This window comes from Streptococcus sp. DD11 (genome assembly GCF_001578865.1).
Lineage (GTDB): Bacteria > Bacillota > Bacilli > Lactobacillales > Streptococcaceae > Streptococcus > Streptococcus panodentis.
Window position 1 is genome coordinate 225,712 of record NZ_KQ969392.1, and the last position, 20,384, is coordinate 246,095.

Genomic DNA, 20,384 nt, shown 5'->3' on the forward strand with positions numbered 1-20,384 from the left:
AAGAATAAGAACGGAGAACAAAAGAAAACCACCTAAAAATCAAATCAGGTGGAATAACATAAAGCCATTTATTATTGACTTTTCTAGTCTATTTCTTATCCGCGCCGGGAAGTGCGCTATCATATTTGCCTGATTGGCTTGACGCTTCATTTCCAGCACTGGCATCCATAGGCGGTTGAGTATACATCTTATCCTTACCAATTGGCTTAACTTGTGTTTTAGTTGCTTGTGCTGGTCCAACCATCCCATCTTCACGGTTCAAACGTTGTGCGATTCCTGCCGCAATAGCATTATCCATCTCCACAAATGTATCTGCTACACTATTGAGGTAAACGTCCAAAGACTGCACTGTTTCTGTCAAAGATTCCATTGAACTTTTAACTTTTTCCGTTGCGGCCTGAAAATTTGCGGTCACTGGTGCTTCAATCAAGCTGTTTTCCGTACTTGTTGGAATTGTATCTGTATAAGCTTTAAAGGAGGCTTCAACACCTTTAATCGTTTGGGCGCTGATTCGTTACCTGCCATCTTCTTCTCCTTTCTCACTCTGTTTCATGATACAGCTTTTTAGCCTTTTCAATACCATAGTATCGGTCAAACTCTTCTTTGGAGTTGACAATGTGTTCCTGGCTGTCAACAGACAGTTCTGGGGGAATCGTTGTATTTTTAAACGGATTAATACTTGGTAAAAATAAACTATAAATTCTTGCTTCTTTACTGTACTTCTCTGCACTATTTTGAGCGGTTAAAATATATATCAATGTCTCTTTTTTGTCTAATAGCCTGTAAGCAGAAGTATTTTCCTCAAATTGAGAATTATCAAGAACCTTTTTATTTATAGAAAATTGATTACTACCAGGTATTGTATTAATACCACTCTCATTACTATACCAGTAGTTAAAGAGACTAACTTTTGGTAAAGGAAACTCGTCAGTCAAGCTTTTTATTTCCTCAATTTTTCTTGTTTTCAAATCAAGAAAAATAGTTTTTCTCCCTTGTCTATCATTTATATGGTGAATGTCTATTCCTAAGTATTCCTTACTATTCCAACGATAAATCCCTCTTAACTCTCTAGGGAGATAATCAGAATCATAGTTCTCTACAGTATCATAAAGATCTAGTTCATCCTCTTTTTGAAGCTTATTGCCATCAATATGATAAACACTGAGAGTCCAATAGGCACCGTCAGATGGTCTTTCCATCAGACGATAGGGAAGCTCTTTCAGTTTAACGTTCTGCCGCAGAATATAGCGAGAACTGTTTTGGTCAATTTTGTAAGAAGCATAACTACTGAACTCTTCCATCTTTTTGTCTTCTTCTGGGGTTGTTGAAACCCAATGAACAATGGCACCCGCACCATCCGCAATGATTTCATAGTCATCAATCTTCGCTTTACCCGTATACTGATGATACTGTCCATAATATTGTTTATTGCAGTAACGATAGAGAGTCCAAGTCAGTAAAGATAAGAGTAATACCACTCCCAAGGTAATAACTGTTTTTTTTACTCCATTTCATAGTCAGTCTCCTATTTCCGATTTGCCCTTTTCAGCTTTGCCTTCTTCCTTCTCCTCTACAAATTCCCGGAGCAGCCTGTATATCACCGCAAAGACAGGGGTGAAAAAGATCATGCCGACCAGGCCAAAGAGGTTGCCGCCAATCAGGGCCGCAGCCAGGGTAAAGAGAGTCGGCAGGCCGACGGACTGGCCGACCACGCGCGGATAGATGACATTGCCCTCAATCAGTTGCACCGCCTGAAAAACGACAATGGACAGCAGGGCCTTCCAGGGGCTGTCGGTAAAGATAAAGATGGCGCCCAACGCACAGGCTGAGAAAGGCCCGATATAGGGGATGAAAGAGAGGACTCCTGTCAGAACGCCGGTCAGTGCTGCATAGGGCAGGCCCGTCAGGGAGTAAGCCGCAAAGACCAACAGGCCGACGATAACCGCCTCAATCAGCTGGCCCATGAGAAATCTGTCATAGGTTTCCACAATGACCGTCCCGACATAGGAAAGCTTGCGAACAGCCTTTTCCGGCAGGAGCACCCGCATCAGTCGGCCCGTAATCCTCTGCAGATGCTCCTTGCTGGCCAAAATAGCAAACATGAGGAAAATAGACATAATGACTGAGAAGAAATTGCCGAAGACGGCGGAGATATTGCCGGTCAGACTGCCTAAAAGGGAAATAGCCCGATTGACAATATCACTGTTCTGCAGCTGCTTGGTCAGGTCTTGCAGCTGGCTGGAAGAAAGGAGACCTGACTGCTGCAGCCACTTGGCGACCTGCGGGGCCACCTTGCCGACCGTGCTGCTGAGCTGATTGACCGCTGTGGTCAGGGTCGGCACCACAATAGAGACAATGCCCGCCAGAATCAGAAGCAAAATCAGCACTTCTAAGAGCAGGGCCAAGGGCCGATGCAGCTTTTGGGGCACCCGGCATTTGGTCAGCAGATTTTCCAGCTTTTTCATCGGGACATTGAAGACAAAGGCCAGAGCACCGCCCAGAATAATGGGAAAAAAGACTGCCGCCAGACTCTGCAGACCGGACCAGATACGCCCGATATAGAGCACCAGAGCCAGAGCAAGCGCCGCAAAGACGATCAGTTTATAGGATTCATTTATTTTTTTCATACAAGTTCCTTTACGCTTTTGTCATTTCCTTATTTTATCATACTTTTCCCGCTCTTTCGAGCAGGGAAAGTCCTCTATCCATTCTATTTGGCTTCCACAGTCTTTCTCTCAAGAGGAGGCTGAGACAGACACCCATGATGGGAGTCTGTCCCACCGCCATACTGCTCGCTTTTAGCCAAAATATACTATTGATTATCCCGCCGCTGCTCCTGAAAATACAGTTTTCCCATCACTGTGCCGACTCCTTTCGCCAAGGTCTGTCATAGCGGTACCAGCGGTTGACACTGGGATTGGCCAGCTTGCTGAAAGGATAGACAGGCCTGCCTTCCCTGATTAGCATATCCTCCAGATAGTCCCGCAGCATCCAGACATGAGCCGGGTCGGGCCCCTGCATGTCAAGGACTGCTGCCAGCTCTTTGGCAGAAAGGCCCAGGTCAGCCCGCACCCGCTCCTCTGGATAGCCCAGCCGGCGGTAATTTTCCTGCAGTTCTGCAGCGGTATGCTGCCGCTCACTTCTATTTAGCATTCGTCTTCCTCACTTTCTGGATTTATTATAACAAAAGCAGCGGAACCTGTCTCCGATATGCTATACTGTTAGTATGCACAAGAAAACGGTTATTGATTTTAAGCAGTTGGGCAGACGCCTGATTTTTACAAATCCTGTCAAGGAGCTGAAAACGCGCCGCTTGGACCAAGTGAGGCCGCTCCTGAAAGAGATAGAGGACTGGCAGGAAAAAGGATACTATGCTGTCGGCTATGTCAGCTATGAGGCGGCGCCAGCCTTTGAGAGCAAATTTCAGGTTCATCCGGCTCCGCTCCTGAGCGAATACCTGCTCTACTTCAGCATTCACGACCGGGCGGAGGAAGCAGACTTTCCGCTGGACTATGAGGAGGCGGAGATGCCGGCAGCTTGGCAGAGCCTGACTTCTGAGAAAGAGTACCAGCAGGCCATCGAGACCATTCACCATCATATCCGCCAGGGCGATACCTATCAGGTCAACTACACGGTGCAGCTGGGCGCCGAGCTCAATCCTCAGGACAGCTGGGCCATTTACAGCCGGCTGGTCGTGGAGCAAAATGCCGCCTACAATGCCTATGTCCAGCATGATGATCTGGCCGTCCTCTCCATCAGCCCCGAGCTCTTTTTTGAGGAGGAGCTGGGACATCTGCGGACCCGGCCTATGAAGGGCACGACCCAGCGGGGACTGACCTTGGAGCAGGATCGAGAGCAGGCCGCATGGCTGGCTCAGGACAGCAAGAATCGGGCGGAAAATATGATGATTGTCGATCTGCTGCGCAATGATATGAACCGCATCTCTCAGACCGGCAGCGAGCGGGTGGAGCGTCTCTGCAGCGTCGAGCAGTATTCGACGGTCTGGCAGATGACCTCGACCATTGAGAGCCGATTGCGGCCAGAGATTGGCCTCTGGGACATCTTTCAAGCCCTCTTTCCCTGCGGCTCCATCACCGGCGCTCCTAAGATCTCGACCATGGCCATCATCAGGCAGACGGAAAAAGCCGCCCGCGGGATCTACTGCGGGACAGTGGGGATCTGCCTGCCGGACCGGAGGCGGATTTTCAATGTTGCCATTCGTACCATTCAGCTGCGGGGCAGCCAGGCCATCTACGGAGTCGGCGGCGGCATCACCTGGGACAGCACTTGGGAGGGCGAATACCGGGAAACCCAGCAAAAATCTGCTGTCCTCTACCGCAAAAATCCCCGATTTGACTTGATTTCGACTGGCAGGGTGACGGATGGCAAACTGACCTTTCACGAGCAGCATCTGCAGAGACTGGCTGAAGCAGCCAGCTACTTTGCCTATCCCTTTGATGAAGAAAAACTGCGCAGACAGCTGACAGAAACACTAGCAGAGCTGGATCCGCAAATCGACTGCCGCCTGCGAATAAGCCTGAGCAGGGGCGGCCAAATTCAGCTGGAAAGGGCCGAGCTGGCCCCGCTGCCAGCCAGCTTCACCCAGGCCCGGCTGACCCTGCAGACGGCCGATTTGAAGCAGCCTTTCACCTACTTCAAGACCAGCTATCGCCCCCACCTGACTGTGGAAGGACAGGAGCAGATTTACTATAACCCCCAAGGTCAGCTGCTGGAAACTTCTATCGGCAATCTGCTGCTGCAGCTGGACGGTCAGCTCTACACTCCGCCGGCAGAACTGGGACTTTTAAACGGCCTTTACAGGCAGGAATTGCTCGCAGCCAAGCAGGTTCAGGAAAAAATCCTGACCTTGGAAGACTTAGAAAAAGCCGAAAAAGTCTACGCCTGCAATGCAGTGAGAGGGATATATGAGCTGCAGCTGGAGGAGAAGAGATAGTCATTTAGTTTCTTTTTGACGTTGGCAGCCGGCCCTGATCAGCTCATCACAGAATCTCTGTTCAGTCTCGGGTTTCCCTATTATATAGGAGCGTTTTCTCAAAAACTTTAGAAATATTTTAGAAATTCTTGAGAAACATTTGAAGATTTTCCGCTATACTTAATAGTGAAAAGAGGATTCCTTGATGAGTCCTTCAGCATGCTGCCTGAAAAAGGCAAAGGAGTATCAACCATGGAAAATGTTTTGATTTTGCAGCAAGTCAGCAAGAAATTCGGCCGCCAGTACGCCCTGAGCGATGTCAGCCTGACCATCAAAAAAGGGGAGATTTACGGCCTGATCGGCCAGAACGGGGCCGGCAAGACGACCCTGATCAAGGTCATCACCCAGCTGCTGGAAGCAAGCAGCGGCAGCATCTCCCTCTTTGGCTCCAGCAGCCATGCGGAGTGGACTCAGGCCCTCAAGCGGGTCGGATCGGTCATCGAAACACCGGTCGCTCACAACCACCTGACGGCCTATGAAAATCTCAGTTACTACTGCAAGCTCCGCCATATCCCCCATGCGGACCAGGTCATCCGAGAAACCTTGGAGTACGTGGATCTGCAGGATACCGGCAAAAAGAAATTCCGAAACTTCTCACTGGGGATGAAACAGCGGATGGGGCTGGCCATTGCCCTCCTGTCCAAGCCCGATCTGATGATTCTGGATGAGCCCATCAATGGATTGGATCCGGTCGGCATCAAAGAATTCCGCCAGCTGATTCTGCGGCTCAATGAAGAGCTGGGCGTGACTTTTATCATCTCCAGCCATATCCTGTCTGAGCTTTATCTGGTAGGCACCAAGTTTGGCATTATCGAGCGCGGACGGCTGATCAAGGAAATTTCCAAGACGGAGTTTGAAGAGCAGAGCGAGGACTATATCGTCCTCAAAACCAGCAGCTTAGAGCAGGCCAGCCAGCTGATCCAAGACCAGCTGGGCTATCGGATCAAGGTGGTCAATGCGGACAATGAGATTCATATCTTTACCCACTCGCACGAGATCAACAGGATCGTGCAGGAAATGGCCATTTCCAAGCTAGGCGTGCAGGAGATTTACTATGCACGGCAAAACCTAGAAAACTTCTTTACAGACTTGGTCAAATGAAAAAGGGAGGCTTATCATGATGGATTTCATTCGAGCCGATTTTTACCGGCTCATGCGCTCAAAAGGCTTTTGGATTACTGAGTTTTTATTATTCTGTGTGATTATCTCAACAACCTTCTTCCATGCAAATATTCATTTTGGAGCAAATATCTCCAGAAATGCGGCTGCTAGTCAATCTCTAGGAAAATTAACCGGCCTTCAAGCTCTGGACTATTTTGCAGGCAATACAGACAGTCTGCTCTTTTTCACCATCATTGGTATCAGTATGGTCCTAGGAGTGGACCTGTCTCGGAAACTTTATAAAAACTGCCTGAGCTACGGCATCTCTAAGCTCAGCTATTATTTCTCTAAATTCTTTGTCTGCGTTAGCATCGCAGCCTTTCACTTCCTGCTGATTTTATCTATCTCCTTTGTGACCGCTAGTCTGTCCAACGGAATTGGCAGCGCCCCCAGCTCTTTTTTGCCTCAGCTGGGAGCTGCTCTCTTCGTTCAATTTCTCAGCACGGTTTCATGGATTGCCATCATTTCTTTTGTACTCTATGCCAGCCACTCGATTGTATCTAGCTTTCTGACCTATTTCCTTTGCGGTACCTTACTGACTATCCCCCTCATCTTTTATCCGGACAATGAATGGCTGATCTATCTGACCCTGCGCTTTAACACAAATATGGCAGCAGATGGCGGAGCTGTTATCAAGGCTATCCTGACAGTTGTAACGGTCACCCTAGTCTTTCTGATTAGCGGGCTGATGGTTTTCAAAAAGAAAAATTTATAAAAAGCAGGAACAATCTTAAACATTCAGAGGAGATTTCATGTTACATACCATTCAGGCGGAGCTCTACCAGCTTGTCCGCTCTAAGCTTTTTTGGCTAATAGAAGGGCTGCTCTTTTTTCTCATTTTCATCAACTCTCTTGGTGAACGCAATTTTAATTTTTATATCTCTACATCTTCTGATCCAGAAGAAATAGTCATCCAAGGTTGGACAGGATTTGAAGCTCTCGGGCAGCTTGCTAAAGAGTTCCTGCCCTTTGTCATGATTACTGTCCTTGTGCTCATCATCTCTCTGTTAGGTCGTGACCTGACTAGAAAACTATACAACAATATATTAGCTGGCGGGATTTCTCGGAAAGAATTTTACCTATCCAAAATAGCTGTTCTTATCACAATTATCATCTTGCAAATGGCGGCAGCCTTTGCTGTAGCCTTTATCTTTGGAAGCCTCTTCCACGGACTTGGGACTATGCCAAAGAACTTTTTATGGAGCTTTTCCTTGTCTTTCTTTCGCTCCTTTCTCTTTATTATGACCTGCAGTTCTGTAGTTACCTGTCTCCTCTACCTGACCCGCTCCACCCTAGCCAGCTATCTCGTCTTTTTCGCCCTGATCATGCTTCAGTCTAGCCTCGTCATCGTTTTCCCTCAGATAAATTCTGAACTATTTTTACTCTTTATCCTAGCTGGTTCTCTCTTAGGTGGTTACCAAGCCTTCCATCGCAAAGACTTATAAATCTAAGCAGTCAGCTCTTTGGCTGCTTTTTTATTGCTTTTGGATTGGTTCTGCATTTCTTTAGAAATATTTTAGAATTTCTTGAGAAATATTTGAAATTTAGTTTGTATACTAAAAGTATAAACAAAGGAATTAAAGGAGAAACAGCATGCAAAATGTTTTAGAAGTGAAAGGACTCACTAAAAAATACAGTGATCAATATGCTCTGAAAGATGTCAGTCTTTCCATCAAGAAAGGAGAGATCTACGGTCTCATTGGTAAAAACGGCGCTGGTAAGACCACGCTGATCAAAATCATCACGCAAGTCATCTATCCTAGCGGAGGGACCGTTTCGGTCCTAGGCTCTCAGAGCCAGCGCGAATGGACAGCTGCCCTCAGCCAGACAGGCTCAGTCATCGAGACACCGGTAGCCCACGCCCACATGTCAGCCTATGAAAACCTGCACTTTTACTGCACGGACCGCGGCATTGCCCATGCGGACAAGGTCATCCCGGAAACCCTGGCCTATGTCGGCCTGTCAGATACCAGCAAGAAGAAATTTCGCGACTTTTCTCTGGGTATGAAGCAGCGGCTGGGCATTGCCATCGCCATTCTGGCCCGGCCGGACCTGCTCATCCTAGACGAGCCCATCAATGGCCTGGACCCGCTGGGTATCCAGGAGTTCCGGACCATGGTCCAGCGGCTCAATCAAGAGCTGGATATGACCATCATCATTTCCAGCCATATCCTGTCTGAGCTCTATCTGGTGGCCACGCGCTTTGGCTTTATCGACCAAGGCCGGCTAATCAAGGAGCTGTCCAAGGAAGAATTTGACCGGGAAAGCGGCGACTACATCATCCTGCGGACAGACGACTTGGACAGGGCTGCCCGCATCCTTGAGGACAAGCTGGGCTGCCAGCTCAGAGAGACCGGCAGCAAGGACGAGCTGCACATTGTGGGTCAGGTCCAGGACATCCCTGAGCTTGCCAAGGGATTAGTCCTAGCCGACATTTCTATCGGAGAGATCTTCTACGCCCACAAAGACTTAGAAAAATACTTCACAGACTTAATCCGTCATCAAGGAGGACATACTCATGCTCAATAGTGTCAAAGCAGATTACTACCGTCTCTTTCGCTCCGCCGGCTTCTGGGGTGCGCAAGTCTTCTGTTTCGTCGGGATCTTTCTGGTTTTCTTCACTTCAAAAATCGCAGCCTCCGACACCTCAGGCCTCTTCTTTGCCATTGATGCCGTCTCCTACAATATCGGCGTTCTCTTTATCGCCTGCAATATCATGACCAGCCTGCTTTTGGGAGTGGACCTCACTAACAAGCTCTACCACAACAACCTGACCACCGGCAAGACGCGGGTCCAGTATTATTTTGCCAAGGCTCTGGTCATCGGAAGCGTCATCCCCCTGCAGTTTTTCCTGCTCTATGCCTTTGGCTTCATCATTGAAATCTTTGGCTATGGCAGCTCTCTAGGCAGTCTGCCAGCCAACTTCTGGGGACAGTTTGCCATTACCTTTATCATCCAGTGCCTCTGCACCTACGCTTGGTTCTCTATTACCAGCTTCGTCCTCTACCTGACCCGCAATTACAGCGTCGTCTTTATCACCTATATTGCCACCTATATCCTGCTCAGGCTCCCCAAGGATATGTTTGGTTCTAAAAATGAATGGCTGCAGGCCATAAGCATGGAATTCTTTTACAAGCAAGCCGGCATGCCCGGGGTCCTAAGCAAAACAGCCATTTTCGCCCTCAGCCTCATCACAGTCTTTACAATAGCAGGCCTCTACACACTGAAGAAGCGGGATTTGTAAATAATACTCTTTGAAAATCAAATGTTGACTGTGTTGTTAAACCTCTTTGATGAACTCCAGTTCTGTCGGCCGGTTTGCCTTGTCAAAATTAGATTTTCTTTGAGTATAAAAAAATGACTGGCTTGGTTGGGAAATTTCTTCCTAAGCCAATACGCCTTAGGCGGTCGGCACACAGGCAAGAGAGCGGGACTGCCTCCTCTTGCTCTGACCACACGGCGTCTGGCTCTGTATCATCGCTTTCGAGAGGATAGAAAATCACATATTCTAGACACTCAAGCCGCTCTTCACTCCCAATGAAAGCAAAAAAAGATGGGAAACATTGATTTCTGCACCAATCTGCTATTACAATGTAACAAAGGAGTTTTTATGAATACAACATCATTTTTAAAAATTTTGGCAAGTATGCTCTGACTTTTCTTTCTTATGGCATATTTTTCGCTTTGATTATCAGTCCCATGCTTACGTTTCTAAAAGCTGGCAGTTCAGAGCTGATAATGGTCCCGATTTTAATCCTTCTATCTATCCTCTATGCTTTTTGTCTATGGAAATGGTACAAGCTGGATGATTGGAGTCTGGAAGTGGAAGAGAGTAGGCTAAAGGTTTGGGCCTGGCTGCCAGCACTTTTATTGGCTGCCTTTATCCTCATCCAAACATTCATCAGCTTTGAAACATCAAACAACCAATCACAGCTTGAGGAAATGATCCGGACTGCACCGATTTTTACCTTTGTCTATAGCGTAGTGGTTGCTCCTGTTTTGGAAGAGTTTTTATTCCGAGGCTTCCTTGCCAAATATTTCTTCCCCAAGCAGAAAAAAGCTTGGCAGACACTGCTTTACCTAGCCGTCTCATCCATCCTTTTTTCTCGGCTGCATGGACCGACCACAACGGCACAGTTCCTAGTCTATTTTTACATGGGAATAACCCTTGGACTAGCCTATGTGACCAAGAAGGACCTCCGCTATCCTATCCTCCTCCATATGATTAATAATCTTTCTGTCTTTTTACTGCCCTAAGGCATTAGCCGACAAACTTTCCTAATAAAAAACTCAGCCGAGACAAAATCGGCTGAGTTTTTGAATGGATTCTGATTCGGTTTCAGGCTTCCCGCTGCGGAAGGACTGGTTTCCTCCTGCAGGTCTGTGACATTTAACCCTGCTTTTTGAAAAAGAGACCGCTGCAGCTCCCCAGAATGAGGCAGAGGGTGATAAAGAAGATACCGGCTGTCAGATTGGCCGGATAGGGAATGACCTGAGCTGGGACAAAAAGAAGATTGCTGAAAAATCCCAAGGGAATGAAAAACAAGAGCGTAACCAGGGCTGTCTTGAGCTGCCAAGAGGGTCTGACATCTGACAGGCTGAGGCCCAGTCCCCATATCAGAAACCCGACCAGCTGAACGATGAGGGCAGGTGCCAAGAGGAGATTAACTGGCAGGAGCCCCGTCAGGACAAAGCTGAGGATAATCCCCAGACTGACCAGACCGAGAGACACATAGTAGCAAATCTGGCTGGCTATCCTCCTTTGCTCCATTGGCAGCTTCCCCTCCTCCTGATCTGGAGTCACAGGCTCAATGCCCTTGAGCAGATAATCAGTCGTCACCTCAAAGTAGTCACTCATGGAAATGATCTTATCCAAATCCGGCATGCTCTGCTCACTTTCCCACTTGGAAACAGCCTGTCTGGACACACCGAGTTGGTCGGCTAGCCCCTCCTGCGAAATGCCCCGCGCTTTTCGCAGGTACTGGATTCTGTCTGATAGATTCATGGATTGTTTTACCTACTCTTTCTTATTTTTTATACTTTCTTTTATTGACACTTATTATAGCACAAGGCGGAGAGACTGCAAAGTCTGCCTGTCACCTTTTCATAAAATGCTAGATTTCTTCTTTAGACAGAAGTGCTTTTTCCTCCCTATCCGTCCGATACCAGAGATAGATACTATAAAGTGTCAGAAGAATCACACCGCCAAAGTAAAAGAAGGGATGGACTTGAGAGAAATCCAATTGATTGTTAGCTTGAGCTATGCCAACAAAAGTCGGGATGAGGGTGTTGGAGAGCGCATGAAAGATGTTACAAGCAAGGGCAGACTGGGTCTTCTTATACAGAGCTGCAAGCCAGAAGGAGAGAAGGATACTGAAAATGATAAAAACTGAGAAAAGATCATGGCTTCGATCATAAAAGCGATCGTAGAACCAGAGGGGAATATGCCAGATGGCCCAAATGATACCGGTCATCAAAGTAGAGACAAAGAAAGAAAACTTTTTCTCTAAGGCCGGCTGTAGAAAGCCACGCCAGCCGAATTCTTCAATCCCGCCCGATAGGACAATACAATAGATAAAAAACCAAGGAAAGCTTACCAAAGCGCCGTCTACCAGCTTGCCGCCAGAAGCTAGGGCATAGAAGGCAGTCAGACCGCCACCATAAATTAGCAAGTAGAGCCAGGTCTCTTTCTTGCCTGAAAAGAGATAGGAGCAAATAGCCTTGAAATCTTTCTTTTTTAGTACAATCAGACTGGCCAGCAACGGCCCGAAGAAACCAAGGGTGTTCAGAGAGACTTCAAGGACCAAATAGGCTGTAGGCGGATTTCCTGGCCAGATGTTTTTGAGGACAATGGCCAGCAGCCAAAAGCCCCAGGTCCAGCCAAAGTTCCAGGCCAGAAAAGGCCAGATGAGTTTTGGTTCTGGTTTAAGAGTTGTTTCTTGTGTCATAAGAGATTTTTCCTCCTTTAAATTTAACTTAAGTCTTTTGACAGTGACTCAATCTTTCAAAAATCAAAGGCTTAAGTTCTGCTCCCAGAGTAACAAAAAATCCAGTTGCCTTTCTAGCGACTGGACTTGGAATAAAGAAAAAATCTAGTTGCTTTTTGAGTGATTGAACTTGGAATCATTGTCAACTGTCAGTTGCAAGTCAGTTATATCAAGGGTTTAGAGCAGTTGACTGATTTTTCACTTTGACTGGTAAAATGACCTCGCTGAGATGACTTGCTTTTCAGATCACAAAACAAAAAGGCATATTTATCATAGCTTTCTTTGATTTAATCTAAAAATAAACCTCAGCCAATTCGAAAATTGGCTGAGGTTTATGAGCGGATTTTGAGCGGATTTTGAGCGGATTTTTAAGCTAACTGATAGACCCTATCCCGCGTTGTTCCACTTGTTTTCAGAAGACCGAATTCTACAAATATATTCAAATATCTACGGGTTGTAGCCTCGCTTAATCCTGTAATCTCTTGTACTTTTGCATTAGCTATTTGTGAATGTTCCTCCAAGTAAGCTTTTATCAGCTGATAAATTTCTAACTCTCTTGGCTTTAATGTCTTGTGAAGTATCCTGTCTGCATCTTCATCTGCTTTTTCTTGGTATTCTTCTAGTGTTTCTAGTATGGCCTGCAACATAAACTCGGTAAATACTGTAGAGTCATTGGTATCATTGCTGATGGTCAAGGCATCATAATACCCCTGCTGATGAGCATAAATAACTGATTCTACTGGTAGCCATTCAAAAATTGGATTCCATTGACTGAGAATCAGACTCTGCAATAGACGTCCCATTCGCCCATTACCATCTTCAAAAGGGTGAATAATCTCTAACTCAAAGTGAACGATACAGGACTTAACAATGGCCGAGACCTCGCTTTGCTCTGCCCATTTGAATAAATCCTTGGCCAAATTGGGGACAAACTGTGGTCTAGCCCCAACATGAACTACTCTCCCCTCGCCATCATAGACTCCAACATCCCCTAGCCGAAACTGTCCCGACCGCTTGACTAAATCCTTAGTCAGCAAGCCATGTGCTAGGAGAAAATCATCCAGACTATAAGGGTTGAGCCTGAACACTCGCTCATAGGCTTCATAGGCATTTTGCACCTCATGAATATCTTTTAACGGACCAAGTACACGCCTGCCTTCAATGATGTCCGTTACCTGTTCTAGTGATAAGCTATTATTCTCAATAGCAAGTGATGATTGAATAGATCGGATTCGGTTTTCCTTCCGCAAATACAGCTTACGTTTTTCAATCGAAAGTTGAGTCGTCAGTTCAGATATTTTCTGAACTAGGTTTAATATCTTCTCTGTAATACGATAATTCGGTTGCATTTCACTCCTTTAAAAAAGTATTTTCACTCATCATACACTATCCTCTACAAAGTCACAACCAGTTCAAACCAGTCGTCCTCGGCTTTCATTGTCAAGTCCCCGCCTAGGATTTCGACTAACTGCTGGGTGATGTAAAGCCCCAGACCAGAAGACTCCTCGCTGCTGGATAGGTTTTCTGAGTAAAAGCGATTGGTCAGCTTATCCAGATATTGGATAGGCTGTTGGACGATATTTTTGACGGTAAAGATACAATGCTCGCCCTCTTTTTTCAGAGAAATGCTGGCAGCCTTACGGCCATGCTTGAGGACATTGCTTATCATATTTTGGACAATGCGCTCTAGAATTTCTGGGTCTGTCTCTAACTCTAGACCTTCAGCCAGCTCTACCTGCAGGTCAATCTGGGCTTTCTGAAAGGCGTCATAATAAGTAAAAAGCTGCTGGGTTACCAGCTGGGATATGTCTGTCGGCTGGACATTGGCCCGTATGGCTCCCTCCATCAGCCGGCGATACTCCATCAAGGCTTCCAGCCGTTTGGACACCATTCCCAGACTATCTGCAATTTTGACTAATTGCTGACTTTCCTGACTATCATCCTTCAGCAGCTGCTGGGTGTAGCCGCTGGCAATGGTCAGAGGAGTGCGGATATCATGGGCGATATTACTGATAGCCATATCCAGCGTCTTCTTTTCCTGCTGGACGACAAAGGTCGTCTTATCTAGCTCCCGAAAGAGCAACTCTGCTTCCTCTGTCAGCTCCAAAATACTGGGGGCATGAGCAGCAGGAGTCAGACGATTCTGGCTCCCTGTCTGCCGCTTCCGACGAATCTGCTGTGCCACATCCTTGACCGCCAGATGATAGCGTATGAAACCAATAGCCAGAAACAGACTGATAAGGGCAAATAAAATGACTAACACCAACATATCAGTCCTCCTTGAGCCGCACGCCCAGCCCCCAGATGGTTTCGATATAGTCTGTCTCAGGATCAAGCTGGGCCAGCTTCTTGCGGAGGTTGCTGAGGTGGGTGTTCAGGGTATTATCCCCAGGCAGATAGCTCTCTTCCCAGACCTGCTCAAAGAGCTCTTCCTTGGTGTAGATCTTCTTGGGATGACGGAGCAAGAGCTGGAGGATATGATATTCTTTCTTGCTCAGACGGACGCTTTTCTCTCCACAGACCGCCTCAAAGGTAGCCTTGAGCAGACAGATATTTTTAAAGGACTGGCCTTCTTCCTCGACGGTCAAAGCCTGCTGGCTGCGCAGCTGCACGGTGATACGGGCAAAAACCTCATCCAGATTGAAGGGTTTGACGATATAGTCATTGGCCCCGTCCAGCAGGTACTGGCTGACCAGAGCCTTTTCCCCCAGCGCCGTCAGCATGACCACCGGCACCTGACTGTCCTTGCGGATCTCCCGCAGAACTTCATCGCCGTTCTTGCCCGGCAGCATGATGTCCAAAAGCACCAAATCAATCTCCTCCCGCTCAAACAGCGAAATGCCCTCCGTCCCCGAATAGGCGGAATAAACCGTGTGTTCCTTCTGAAAAAGATCTTTTAGAATTTCATGAATATCACTATTGTCTTCGATTAATAAAATATTGGCCATAGCTAGTCCCATCCTGACAAATTTCCTACCACTAGTGTAGCAAGGATGGCAGGTTAAGTCAATGAAAGACCGAGCCTATTTCCAATCGAAAGACGTAGATTTCAAAAACTTTAGAAATATTTGAGAATTGCTTGATAAATATTTGAAATTTGCCCGGTATACTAAAGTTAAGAAAAATCTCCGACAGGCCATAAAATCGCCTGCCTCGCTCAGAAAGGAGCCCCGCATGTTCAGCCTCATCTTTAGAATCCTCTTCCGAACCATCAGCTATGCTATTTTCGGATAAGTTGCCTTTATAAAACACTCAAAAAGCGGCCGACTGGCCGCTTTTGCTGTTTTATTTTACTGAAGCCCCGTTAGTCGCGATGACTTCCTTGTACCAGTCAAAGGATTTCTTCTTGGAGCGTTTGAGCGTTCCCTTGCCTTCATTGTCCCGATCCACATAGATAAAGCCATAGCGTTTCTTCATCTCGCCAGTACCGGCCGACACGAGGTCGATACAGCCCCAAGTGGTGTAGCCCAGCAGCTCAACACCGTCTTCATTGATAGCCTCCCGCATGGCCTTGACATGGGCCGCCAGGTAGTCAATCCTGTAATCATCAGCTACATAGCCATTTTCGTCCGGTGTATCCACCGCTCCCAGACCGTTTTCTACGATAAACATCGGCTTCTGATAGCGGTCCCAGATACTATTCAGGGTGATGCGCAGACCCAGAGGATCAATCTGCCAGCCCCACTCAGAAGCTTCCAGATAAGGATTTTTCAGAGAAGCAAAGATATTGCCCTCGGTCAGCTCATTGACCTTCGGATCGCCCGAAGCCACCCGGCTGGAGTAGTAAGAGAAGGAAACAAAGTCTACCGTGTAGGTTTTCAGCAGTTCCAAGTCTTCCTCGGTCATGTCCAGCTCGATGCCTTCACGCTCCCATTTTTTCTTGGCATAGTTAGGGTACTCGCCGCGCGCCTGTACGTCGATAAAGAAGTAGCTCTCCCGGTCCTCCTGCATGGCAGCCCAGTAGTCAGCCGGGTGAGCGGTATTAGGATAATACTGACCTGCCGCCAGCATACAGCCGACCTTGTTTTCGGGGTCAATCTCATGGGCCAGCTTGGTAGCAATAGCTGATGCGACCAGCTCATGATGGGCTGCCTGATACTTGACCTGTTCCTCATTTTCCCCCTCTTCAAAGCAGAGACCCGCTCCCATGAAGGGCGCATGGAGGATCATGTTGATCTCATTGAAGGTCAGCCAGTACTTGACCAAGCCCTTGTAGCGGGTGAAAAGCGTCCGGCAGAGCCGCTCGTAAAATTCCAGCATCTTACGGCTGCGCCAGCCGCCGTATTCTTCAATCAAGTGCATGGGACAGTCAAAGTGGGTGATGGTCACCAGAGGCTCAATGCCGTACTTGTGGCATTCCTTGAAAAGATCTTCATAGAACTGCAGCCCCGCTTCATTGGGTTCCAGCTCATCCCCCTTAGGGAAAATCCGGCTCCAGGCAATGGACAGCCGATAGGTCTTGAAACCCATTTCACCAAAGAGAGCAATATCTTCTTTGAAACGATGGTACATGTCGATAGACTCCTTAGCCGGATAGAAATAGCCGTCCTCGAAGTCAACCATTTTTTTCTTTCCGGTAATGATTGCCAAACGATCCTCGCCAGTCGGCACTACATCCACATTGGCCAGACCGCGGCCGTCCGCATCATAAGCCCCTTCGCACTGGTTGGCAGCGGTCGCGCCGCCCCAGAGAAATCCATCTGGAAAAGTCAGTTTTTCAGTCATCTTTTTGCCTCCTTATAAATCAAACGCTTTCTTATATTATAACAAACAGTCAGCAGATAAACTTCTAATATCCTGCGAAAAAACGATACTATTCTTTTACTATCCAGCCACTCAGGTGAGAAAATCATGTTTCCGGCCTGCCATTCTTTTGTAAAGCTGCGATAGCTTTTCCTTATCACCGCGATAAAAAATAGATATTACTAAAGGCCTGCTATCTGTGCTACACTAGGAACATCAAGTGTTGAAGGAGTGAGCGCCGTGAATTGGGACGTCGTCAGTGATTACTATCCCCTCTATCAAGAAGCCTTTATCCTGACCATGGTCATCGCCTTTTGGGGGATTTTGGGCTCGATTGCTGTCGGATTTCTGGTCAGTCTGATTCGCTTTTACAAGATTCCGGTCTTGAGGCAGCTGGCCACGGCCTATATCGAGTTTTCCCGCAATACACCGCTGCTGCTGCAGCTGTTCTTCCTCTACTTTGGGCTGCCGCGCATCGGCATCGTCCTGTCCTCTGAGGTCTGCGCAACGGTCGGCCTGATCTTTCTGGGCGGCTCTTACATGGCGGAGTCTTTCCGAAGCGGGCTTGAGGCCGTCAGCCAGACACAGAGAGAAGTGGGCCTCTCTATCGGCCTGCGGCCGGCACAGGTCTTCTGCTATGTCATCCTGCCCCAGGCTGCAGCCATTGCCCTGCCCTCTTTCAGCGCCAATGTCATCTTTCTGATCAAGGAAACCTCGGTCTTTTCAGCCGTTGCCTTGGCAGACCTCATGTTTGTGGCCAAGGACCTGATCGGCCTCTACTACGAGACCGATACAGCCCTGCTCATGCTGGTTATTGCTTATCTCTTGATTTTGCTGCCAATCTCACTTGGCTTCAGCTGGATAGAAAGGAGGCTGCGCCGTGCAGGATTCGGGCATTCAGGTTCTCTTTCAGGGGAATAACTTCTTACGTATCTTACAGGGACTGGGTGTCACCATGGGCATTTCCATCCTCTCTGTCATCATTTCTCTTATCCTAGGGACCCTTTTTGGCATCATCATGACCTCCCGCTCAAAGGCCGTGCGCTTCCTGTCCAGAGCCTATCTGGAGTTTATCCGCGTCATGCCTCAGCTGGTCCTGCTCTTTCTGGTCTACTTCGGCCTCGCCAGAAATTTTGACATCAATATCTCTGGTGAGCTGTCAGCCATCATCGTCTTCTCCCTTTGGGGAACGGCGGAGATGGGAGACTTGGTGCGGGGAGCTATCACTTCTCTGCCCAAGCATCAGTTTGAGAGTGGTCAGGCACTGGGACTGTCCCAGCGGCAGCTCTATCTCTACATCATCATCCCGCAGGTGCTGCGGCGGCTCCTGCCCCAAGCGATAAACTTGATTACACGGATGATTAAGACCACTTCGCTGATTGTCCTCATCGGAGTCATCGAGGTCGTCAAGGTCGGCCAGCAGATTATTGACAGCAATCGCCTGTCCATCCCTTCTGCTGCTTTTTGGATCTATGGCTGCATTCTGCTGCTTTACTTCGCAGTCTGCTTTCCCATTTCCAAGCTGTCCTCTTATTTGGAAACCATCTGGAAGGAGTAACGGACACCATGTCGGACATCATTTTAGAATTACAGGACATTCACAAGTCTTTCGGCAGCCATGCCATTCTCAAAGGGCTGTCTCTCTCTGTCCAAAAAGGTGAGGTGGTGGTCATTCTGGGCTCATCCGGCTGCGGAAAATCAACCCTGCTGCGCTGTATCAACGGTCTGGAAAGCATCCAGTCCGGCGATATTTTGCTGGACGGCCAGTCCATCCTCAGCCCGCAAAAGGATTTTCATCTGGTTCGGCAAAAGATTGGCATGGTCTTTCAGAGTTACGAACTATTTCCCCATCTGGATGTCCTGCAAAACCTGACCCTTGGACCCGTCAAGGCGCAGGGTCGCAAAAAGGACGAGGTCATCAGGGAAGCCGAAAGCCTGCTGGAGCGGGTTGGCCTGGCTGATAAGAAGCACAGCTTTGCCCGTCAGCTGTCCGGCGGCCAGAAGCAGCGGGTGGCCATCATCCGCTCCCTCCTCATGCATCCGGAAATCATCCTTTTTGATGAAGTGACTGCTTCGCTCGACCCCGAAATGGTCCGCGAAGTGCTGGAACTCATCCATGATCTGGCAGAGGAAGGACGGACCATGCTGATCGTGACCCACGAAATGCAGTTTGCCCATGCCATTGCTGACCGGATCATCTTCATGGACCAAGGCAGGATCCTTGAGGAAAATACCGCCCAGCAATTTTTCAGCCAGCCCAAGACCCAGCGGGCTCAGGAATTTCTCAATGTCTTTGACTTCAGCCATCTGGGCTGACAGGCATTCGCCCCTCGTCACCGATGCTGCTGCCTCTGGATCTTTCTGCCTTTCCTTCACGCTCATATCTTATCAACTGCATTCGGGCTGAAAACTTTGAAAAAAAAGACGATGCTGCTTTGAAGCAGCCGCTTCGGCGGCCGATTTCCTACTTTTTCCGCCTTTTCTTCACGCCCTCATATCTTATCAAGGAGTCTCTTATGAAATTATCTAAAACAATCTTTGCTTTGACAACCCTTACTCTGGCCTTCTTCTTAGTGGCCTGCGGCAGCTCCGGCAAAAAGGATGCTGCTAATAAAGACGCAACTTCCAGCAAAACAGTCAAGGCCCGCAGCCTGGAGGAGATCAAAAAAAGCGGCAAGCTCCGTATCGCAGTTTTCAGCGACAAGAAGCCTTTTGGCTATGTGGACAACGACGGCCACTACCAAGGCTATGACATTTATCTGGGCGACCAGCTGGCCAAGGACCTAGGCGTTAAGCCGGAGTATGTGCCGGTAGATGCCGCCAACCGGGCTGAATACCTGATTGCCAACAAGGTCGACATCACTCTGGCCAACTTCACCGTCACTGACGAGCGGAAAAAACAAGTCGACTTTGCCCTGCCTTATATGAAGGTCTCTCTCGGAGTCGTGTCGCCAAAGAATGCTGTCATCACCAAGCCTGAGCAGCTGGAGGGCAAGACCCTGATCATCACCAAGGGAACTACAGCTGAGACCTACTTTGAAAAGAACTATCCAAAGATCAAGCTGCAGAAGTACGACCAGTACAGCGATGCTTACCAAGCCCTGCTGGACGGCCGCGGCGATGCTTTTTCTACGGACAATACCGAGGTCCTAGCCTGGGCGCTGGAAAACAAGGGCTTTGAAGTCGGCATTACCTCTCTGGGGGATCCCGACACCATCGCCCCAGCTGTGCAGAAAGGCAATACCGAGCTGCTCAACTACATCAACGATGAAATCAAGAAACTCGGCCAGGAAAACTTCTTCCACAAGGCCTACGAAAAAACCCTCCACCCAACTTACGGCGACGCTGCCAAGGCAGATGATTTAGTCGTTGAAGGCGGAGAAGTGAACTAGTCCCAGCTCTAACATCAAAAGCCTCGGAACAGCTAATCCGAGGCTTTTGATGTTAGAGTTCTTCTTTATTGCCGGAACAGGATGACGCAAAGGCCAACAAACTGCTCT

General features: G+C 48.0%; 21 protein-coding genes. 11 read left to right on the forward strand and 10 right to left on the reverse strand.

The window, feature by feature from the left end; all coding sequences use genetic code 11:
* Positions 1 to 88: 88 nt before the first annotated feature.
* The 4 genes from STRDD11_RS01065 to STRDD11_RS01080 form a co-directional block, all read right to left on the reverse strand.
* A complete protein-coding gene (locus STRDD11_RS01065; RefSeq protein WP_128834511.1) occupies positions 89 to 430 on the reverse strand; it encodes a hypothetical protein in 342 nt (113 codons plus the stop codon).
* A gap of 109 nt (positions 431 to 539) precedes the next feature.
* Entirely contained in the window at positions 540 to 1,484 is a 945-nt protein-coding gene (locus STRDD11_RS01070; RefSeq protein ID WP_241209269.1) for a hypothetical protein, read from the reverse strand.
* A 33-nt stretch (positions 1,485 to 1,517) separates the two neighbouring features.
* Entirely contained in the window at positions 1,518 to 2,627 is a 1,110-nt protein-coding gene (locus STRDD11_RS01075; RefSeq protein WP_128834513.1) for an AI-2E family transporter, read from the reverse strand.
* 229 nt (positions 2,628 to 2,856) lie between these two features.
* Entirely contained in the window at positions 2,857 to 3,153 is a 297-nt protein-coding gene (locus STRDD11_RS01080; RefSeq protein ID WP_128834516.1) for a DUF2316 family protein, read from the reverse strand.
* 73 nt (positions 3,154 to 3,226) lie between these two features.
* Here STRDD11_RS01080 and pabB point away from each other — a divergent pair, with 73 nt between their 5' ends.
* From pabB to STRDD11_RS01115, 7 genes are all read left to right on the forward strand, one after another.
* Positions 3,227 to 4,954 (forward strand): aminodeoxychorismate synthase component I, encoded by a 1,728-nt coding sequence (gene pabB / locus STRDD11_RS01085; protein WP_128834518.1) that lies wholly within the window; start codon positions 3,227 to 3,229, stop codon positions 4,952 to 4,954.
* A 231-nt stretch (positions 4,955 to 5,185) separates the two neighbouring features.
* A complete protein-coding gene (locus STRDD11_RS01090; RefSeq protein WP_128834520.1) occupies positions 5,186 to 6,094 on the forward strand; it encodes an ABC transporter ATP-binding protein in 909 nt (302 codons plus the stop codon).
* A gap of 16 nt (positions 6,095 to 6,110) precedes the next feature.
* Complete coding sequence (locus tag STRDD11_RS01095) at positions 6,111 to 6,869, forward strand: ABC transporter permease (RefSeq protein ID WP_128834523.1); 759 nt, start codon at positions 6,111 to 6,113, stop codon at positions 6,867 to 6,869.
* Between the two features lie 37 nt (positions 6,870 to 6,906).
* Positions 6,907 to 7,599, forward strand: a complete 693-nt coding sequence (locus tag STRDD11_RS01100) for an ABC transporter permease (RefSeq protein ID WP_128834525.1) — start codon at positions 6,907 to 6,909, stop codon at positions 7,597 to 7,599.
* Between the two features lie 148 nt (positions 7,600 to 7,747).
* Positions 7,748 to 8,683: an ABC transporter ATP-binding protein gene (locus STRDD11_RS01105; RefSeq protein ID WP_128834527.1), complete on the forward strand. Its 936-nt coding sequence runs from the start codon at positions 7,748 to 7,750 to the stop codon at positions 8,681 to 8,683.
* Positions 8,673 to 9,398, forward strand: coding sequence for a lantibiotic ABC transporter permease (locus STRDD11_RS01110; RefSeq protein ID WP_128834530.1), 726 nt, complete (start codon positions 8,673 to 8,675; stop codon positions 9,396 to 9,398). Before STRDD11_RS01105 ends, STRDD11_RS01110 begins: the two co-directional genes overlap by 11 nt.
* Positions 9,399 to 9,892: 494 nt before the next feature.
* The gene (locus STRDD11_RS01115; protein WP_164828332.1) at positions 9,893 to 10,411 is read left to right on the forward strand and encodes a CPBP family intramembrane glutamic endopeptidase; all 519 of its coding nucleotides are present in this window, start codon (positions 9,893 to 9,895) and stop codon (positions 10,409 to 10,411) included.
* Between the two features lie 133 nt (positions 10,412 to 10,544).
* On the opposite strand, the gene STRDD11_RS01120 is transcribed toward STRDD11_RS01115, so the two are convergent.
* The 6 genes from STRDD11_RS01120 to STRDD11_RS01145 all read right to left on the reverse strand — a co-directional run bounded on the left by STRDD11_RS01120 (position 10,545) and on the right by STRDD11_RS01145 (position 16,866).
* Positions 10,545 to 11,159 carry a helix-turn-helix domain-containing protein gene (locus STRDD11_RS01120; protein WP_128834535.1) on the reverse strand — a complete coding sequence of 205 codons (615 nt, stop codon included), beginning with the start codon at positions 11,157 to 11,159 and terminating at the stop codon, positions 10,545 to 10,547.
* Between the two features lie 109 nt (positions 11,160 to 11,268).
* Positions 11,269 to 12,102: a CPBP family intramembrane glutamic endopeptidase gene (locus STRDD11_RS01125; protein WP_128834538.1), complete on the reverse strand. Its 834-nt coding sequence runs from the start codon at positions 12,100 to 12,102 to the stop codon at positions 11,269 to 11,271.
* A 407-nt stretch (positions 12,103 to 12,509) separates the two neighbouring features.
* The gene (locus STRDD11_RS01130; protein ID WP_128834540.1) at positions 12,510 to 13,490 is read right to left on the reverse strand and encodes a Fic family protein; all 981 of its coding nucleotides are present in this window, start codon (positions 13,488 to 13,490) and stop codon (positions 12,510 to 12,512) included.
* Positions 13,491 to 13,534: 44 nt separating this feature from the next.
* Positions 13,535 to 14,410, reverse strand: coding sequence for a sensor histidine kinase (locus STRDD11_RS01135; RefSeq protein WP_128834542.1), 876 nt, complete (start codon positions 14,408 to 14,410; stop codon positions 13,535 to 13,537).
* Position 14,411: 1 nt separating this feature from the next.
* Positions 14,412 to 15,089, reverse strand: a complete 678-nt coding sequence (locus STRDD11_RS01140) for a response regulator transcription factor (protein WP_128834544.1) — start codon at positions 15,087 to 15,089, stop codon at positions 14,412 to 14,414.
* Between the two features lie 337 nt (positions 15,090 to 15,426).
* On the reverse strand, positions 15,427 to 16,866 hold the full coding sequence (locus STRDD11_RS01145; RefSeq protein WP_128834546.1) for a 6-phospho-beta-glucosidase: 1,440 nt from the start codon (positions 16,864 to 16,866) through the stop codon (positions 15,427 to 15,429).
* Positions 16,867 to 17,124: 258 nt separating this feature from the next.
* Here STRDD11_RS01145 and STRDD11_RS01150 point away from each other — a divergent pair, with 258 nt between their 5' ends.
* The 4 genes from STRDD11_RS01150 (at position 17,125) to STRDD11_RS01165 (ending at position 20,276) form a co-directional block, all read left to right on the forward strand.
* Positions 17,125 to 17,805 (forward strand): amino acid ABC transporter permease, encoded by a 681-nt coding sequence (locus tag STRDD11_RS01150; RefSeq protein ID WP_128834548.1) that lies wholly within the window; start codon positions 17,125 to 17,127, stop codon positions 17,803 to 17,805.
* A complete protein-coding gene (locus STRDD11_RS01155; RefSeq protein WP_128834551.1) occupies positions 17,765 to 18,442 on the forward strand; it encodes an amino acid ABC transporter permease in 678 nt (225 codons plus the stop codon). The genes STRDD11_RS01150 and STRDD11_RS01155 overlap by 41 nt, the downstream gene beginning before the upstream one ends.
* A gap of 8 nt (positions 18,443 to 18,450) precedes the next feature.
* On the forward strand, positions 18,451 to 19,200 hold the full coding sequence (locus tag STRDD11_RS01160) for an amino acid ABC transporter ATP-binding protein (protein ID WP_128834553.1): 750 nt from the start codon (positions 18,451 to 18,453) through the stop codon (positions 19,198 to 19,200).
* Between the two features lie 200 nt (positions 19,201 to 19,400).
* On the forward strand, positions 19,401 to 20,276 hold the full coding sequence (locus STRDD11_RS01165; RefSeq protein ID WP_128834555.1) for a cysteine ABC transporter substrate-binding protein: 876 nt from the start codon (positions 19,401 to 19,403) through the stop codon (positions 20,274 to 20,276).
* Positions 20,277 to 20,384: the final 108 nt, after the last annotated feature.

What these genes read in the sequence shown, in the direction of transcription:
- STRDD11_RS01075 (WP_128834513.1), bottom strand. Translation starts at nt 2,627, where the DNA reads ATGAAAAAAATAAATGAATCCTATAAACTGATCGTCTTTGCGGCGCTT.
- STRDD11_RS01080 (WP_128834516.1), bottom strand. Translation starts at nt 3,153, where the DNA reads ATGCTAAATAGAAGTGAGCGGCAGCATACCGCTGCAGAACTGCAGGAA.
- pabB (WP_128834518.1), top strand. Translation starts at nt 3,227, where the DNA reads ATGCACAAGAAAACGGTTATTGATTTTAAGCAGTTGGGCAGACGCCTG.
- STRDD11_RS01090 (WP_128834520.1), top strand. Translation starts at nt 5,186, where the DNA reads ATGGAAAATGTTTTGATTTTGCAGCAAGTCAGCAAGAAATTCGGCCGC.
- STRDD11_RS01095 (WP_128834523.1), top strand. Translation starts at nt 6,111, where the DNA reads ATGATGGATTTCATTCGAGCCGATTTTTACCGGCTCATGCGCTCAAAA.
- STRDD11_RS01100 (WP_128834525.1), top strand. Translation starts at nt 6,907, where the DNA reads ATGTTACATACCATTCAGGCGGAGCTCTACCAGCTTGTCCGCTCTAAG.
- STRDD11_RS01105 (WP_128834527.1), top strand. Translation starts at nt 7,748, where the DNA reads ATGCAAAATGTTTTAGAAGTGAAAGGACTCACTAAAAAATACAGTGAT.
- STRDD11_RS01110 (WP_128834530.1), top strand. Translation starts at nt 8,673, where the DNA reads ATGCTCAATAGTGTCAAAGCAGATTACTACCGTCTCTTTCGCTCCGCC.
- STRDD11_RS01115 (WP_164828332.1), top strand. Translation starts at nt 9,893, where the DNA reads ATGGTCCCGATTTTAATCCTTCTATCTATCCTCTATGCTTTTTGTCTA.
- STRDD11_RS01120 (WP_128834535.1), bottom strand. Translation starts at nt 11,159, where the DNA reads ATGAATCTATCAGACAGAATCCAGTACCTGCGAAAAGCGCGGGGCATT.
- STRDD11_RS01125 (WP_128834538.1), bottom strand. Translation starts at nt 12,102, where the DNA reads ATGACACAAGAAACAACTCTTAAACCAGAACCAAAACTCATCTGGCCT.
- STRDD11_RS01130 (WP_128834540.1), bottom strand. Translation starts at nt 13,490, where the DNA reads ATGCAACCGAATTATCGTATTACAGAGAAGATATTAAACCTAGTTCAG.
- STRDD11_RS01135 (WP_128834542.1), bottom strand. Translation starts at nt 14,410, where the DNA reads ATGTTGGTGTTAGTCATTTTATTTGCCCTTATCAGTCTGTTTCTGGCT.
- STRDD11_RS01140 (WP_128834544.1), bottom strand. Translation starts at nt 15,089, where the DNA reads ATGGCCAATATTTTATTAATCGAAGACAATAGTGATATTCATGAAATT.
- STRDD11_RS01145 (WP_128834546.1), bottom strand. Translation starts at nt 16,866, where the DNA reads ATGACTGAAAAACTGACTTTTCCAGATGGATTTCTCTGGGGCGGCGCG.
- STRDD11_RS01160 (WP_128834553.1), top strand. Translation starts at nt 18,451, where the DNA reads ATGTCGGACATCATTTTAGAATTACAGGACATTCACAAGTCTTTCGGC.
- STRDD11_RS01165 (WP_128834555.1), top strand. Translation starts at nt 19,401, where the DNA reads ATGAAATTATCTAAAACAATCTTTGCTTTGACAACCCTTACTCTGGCC.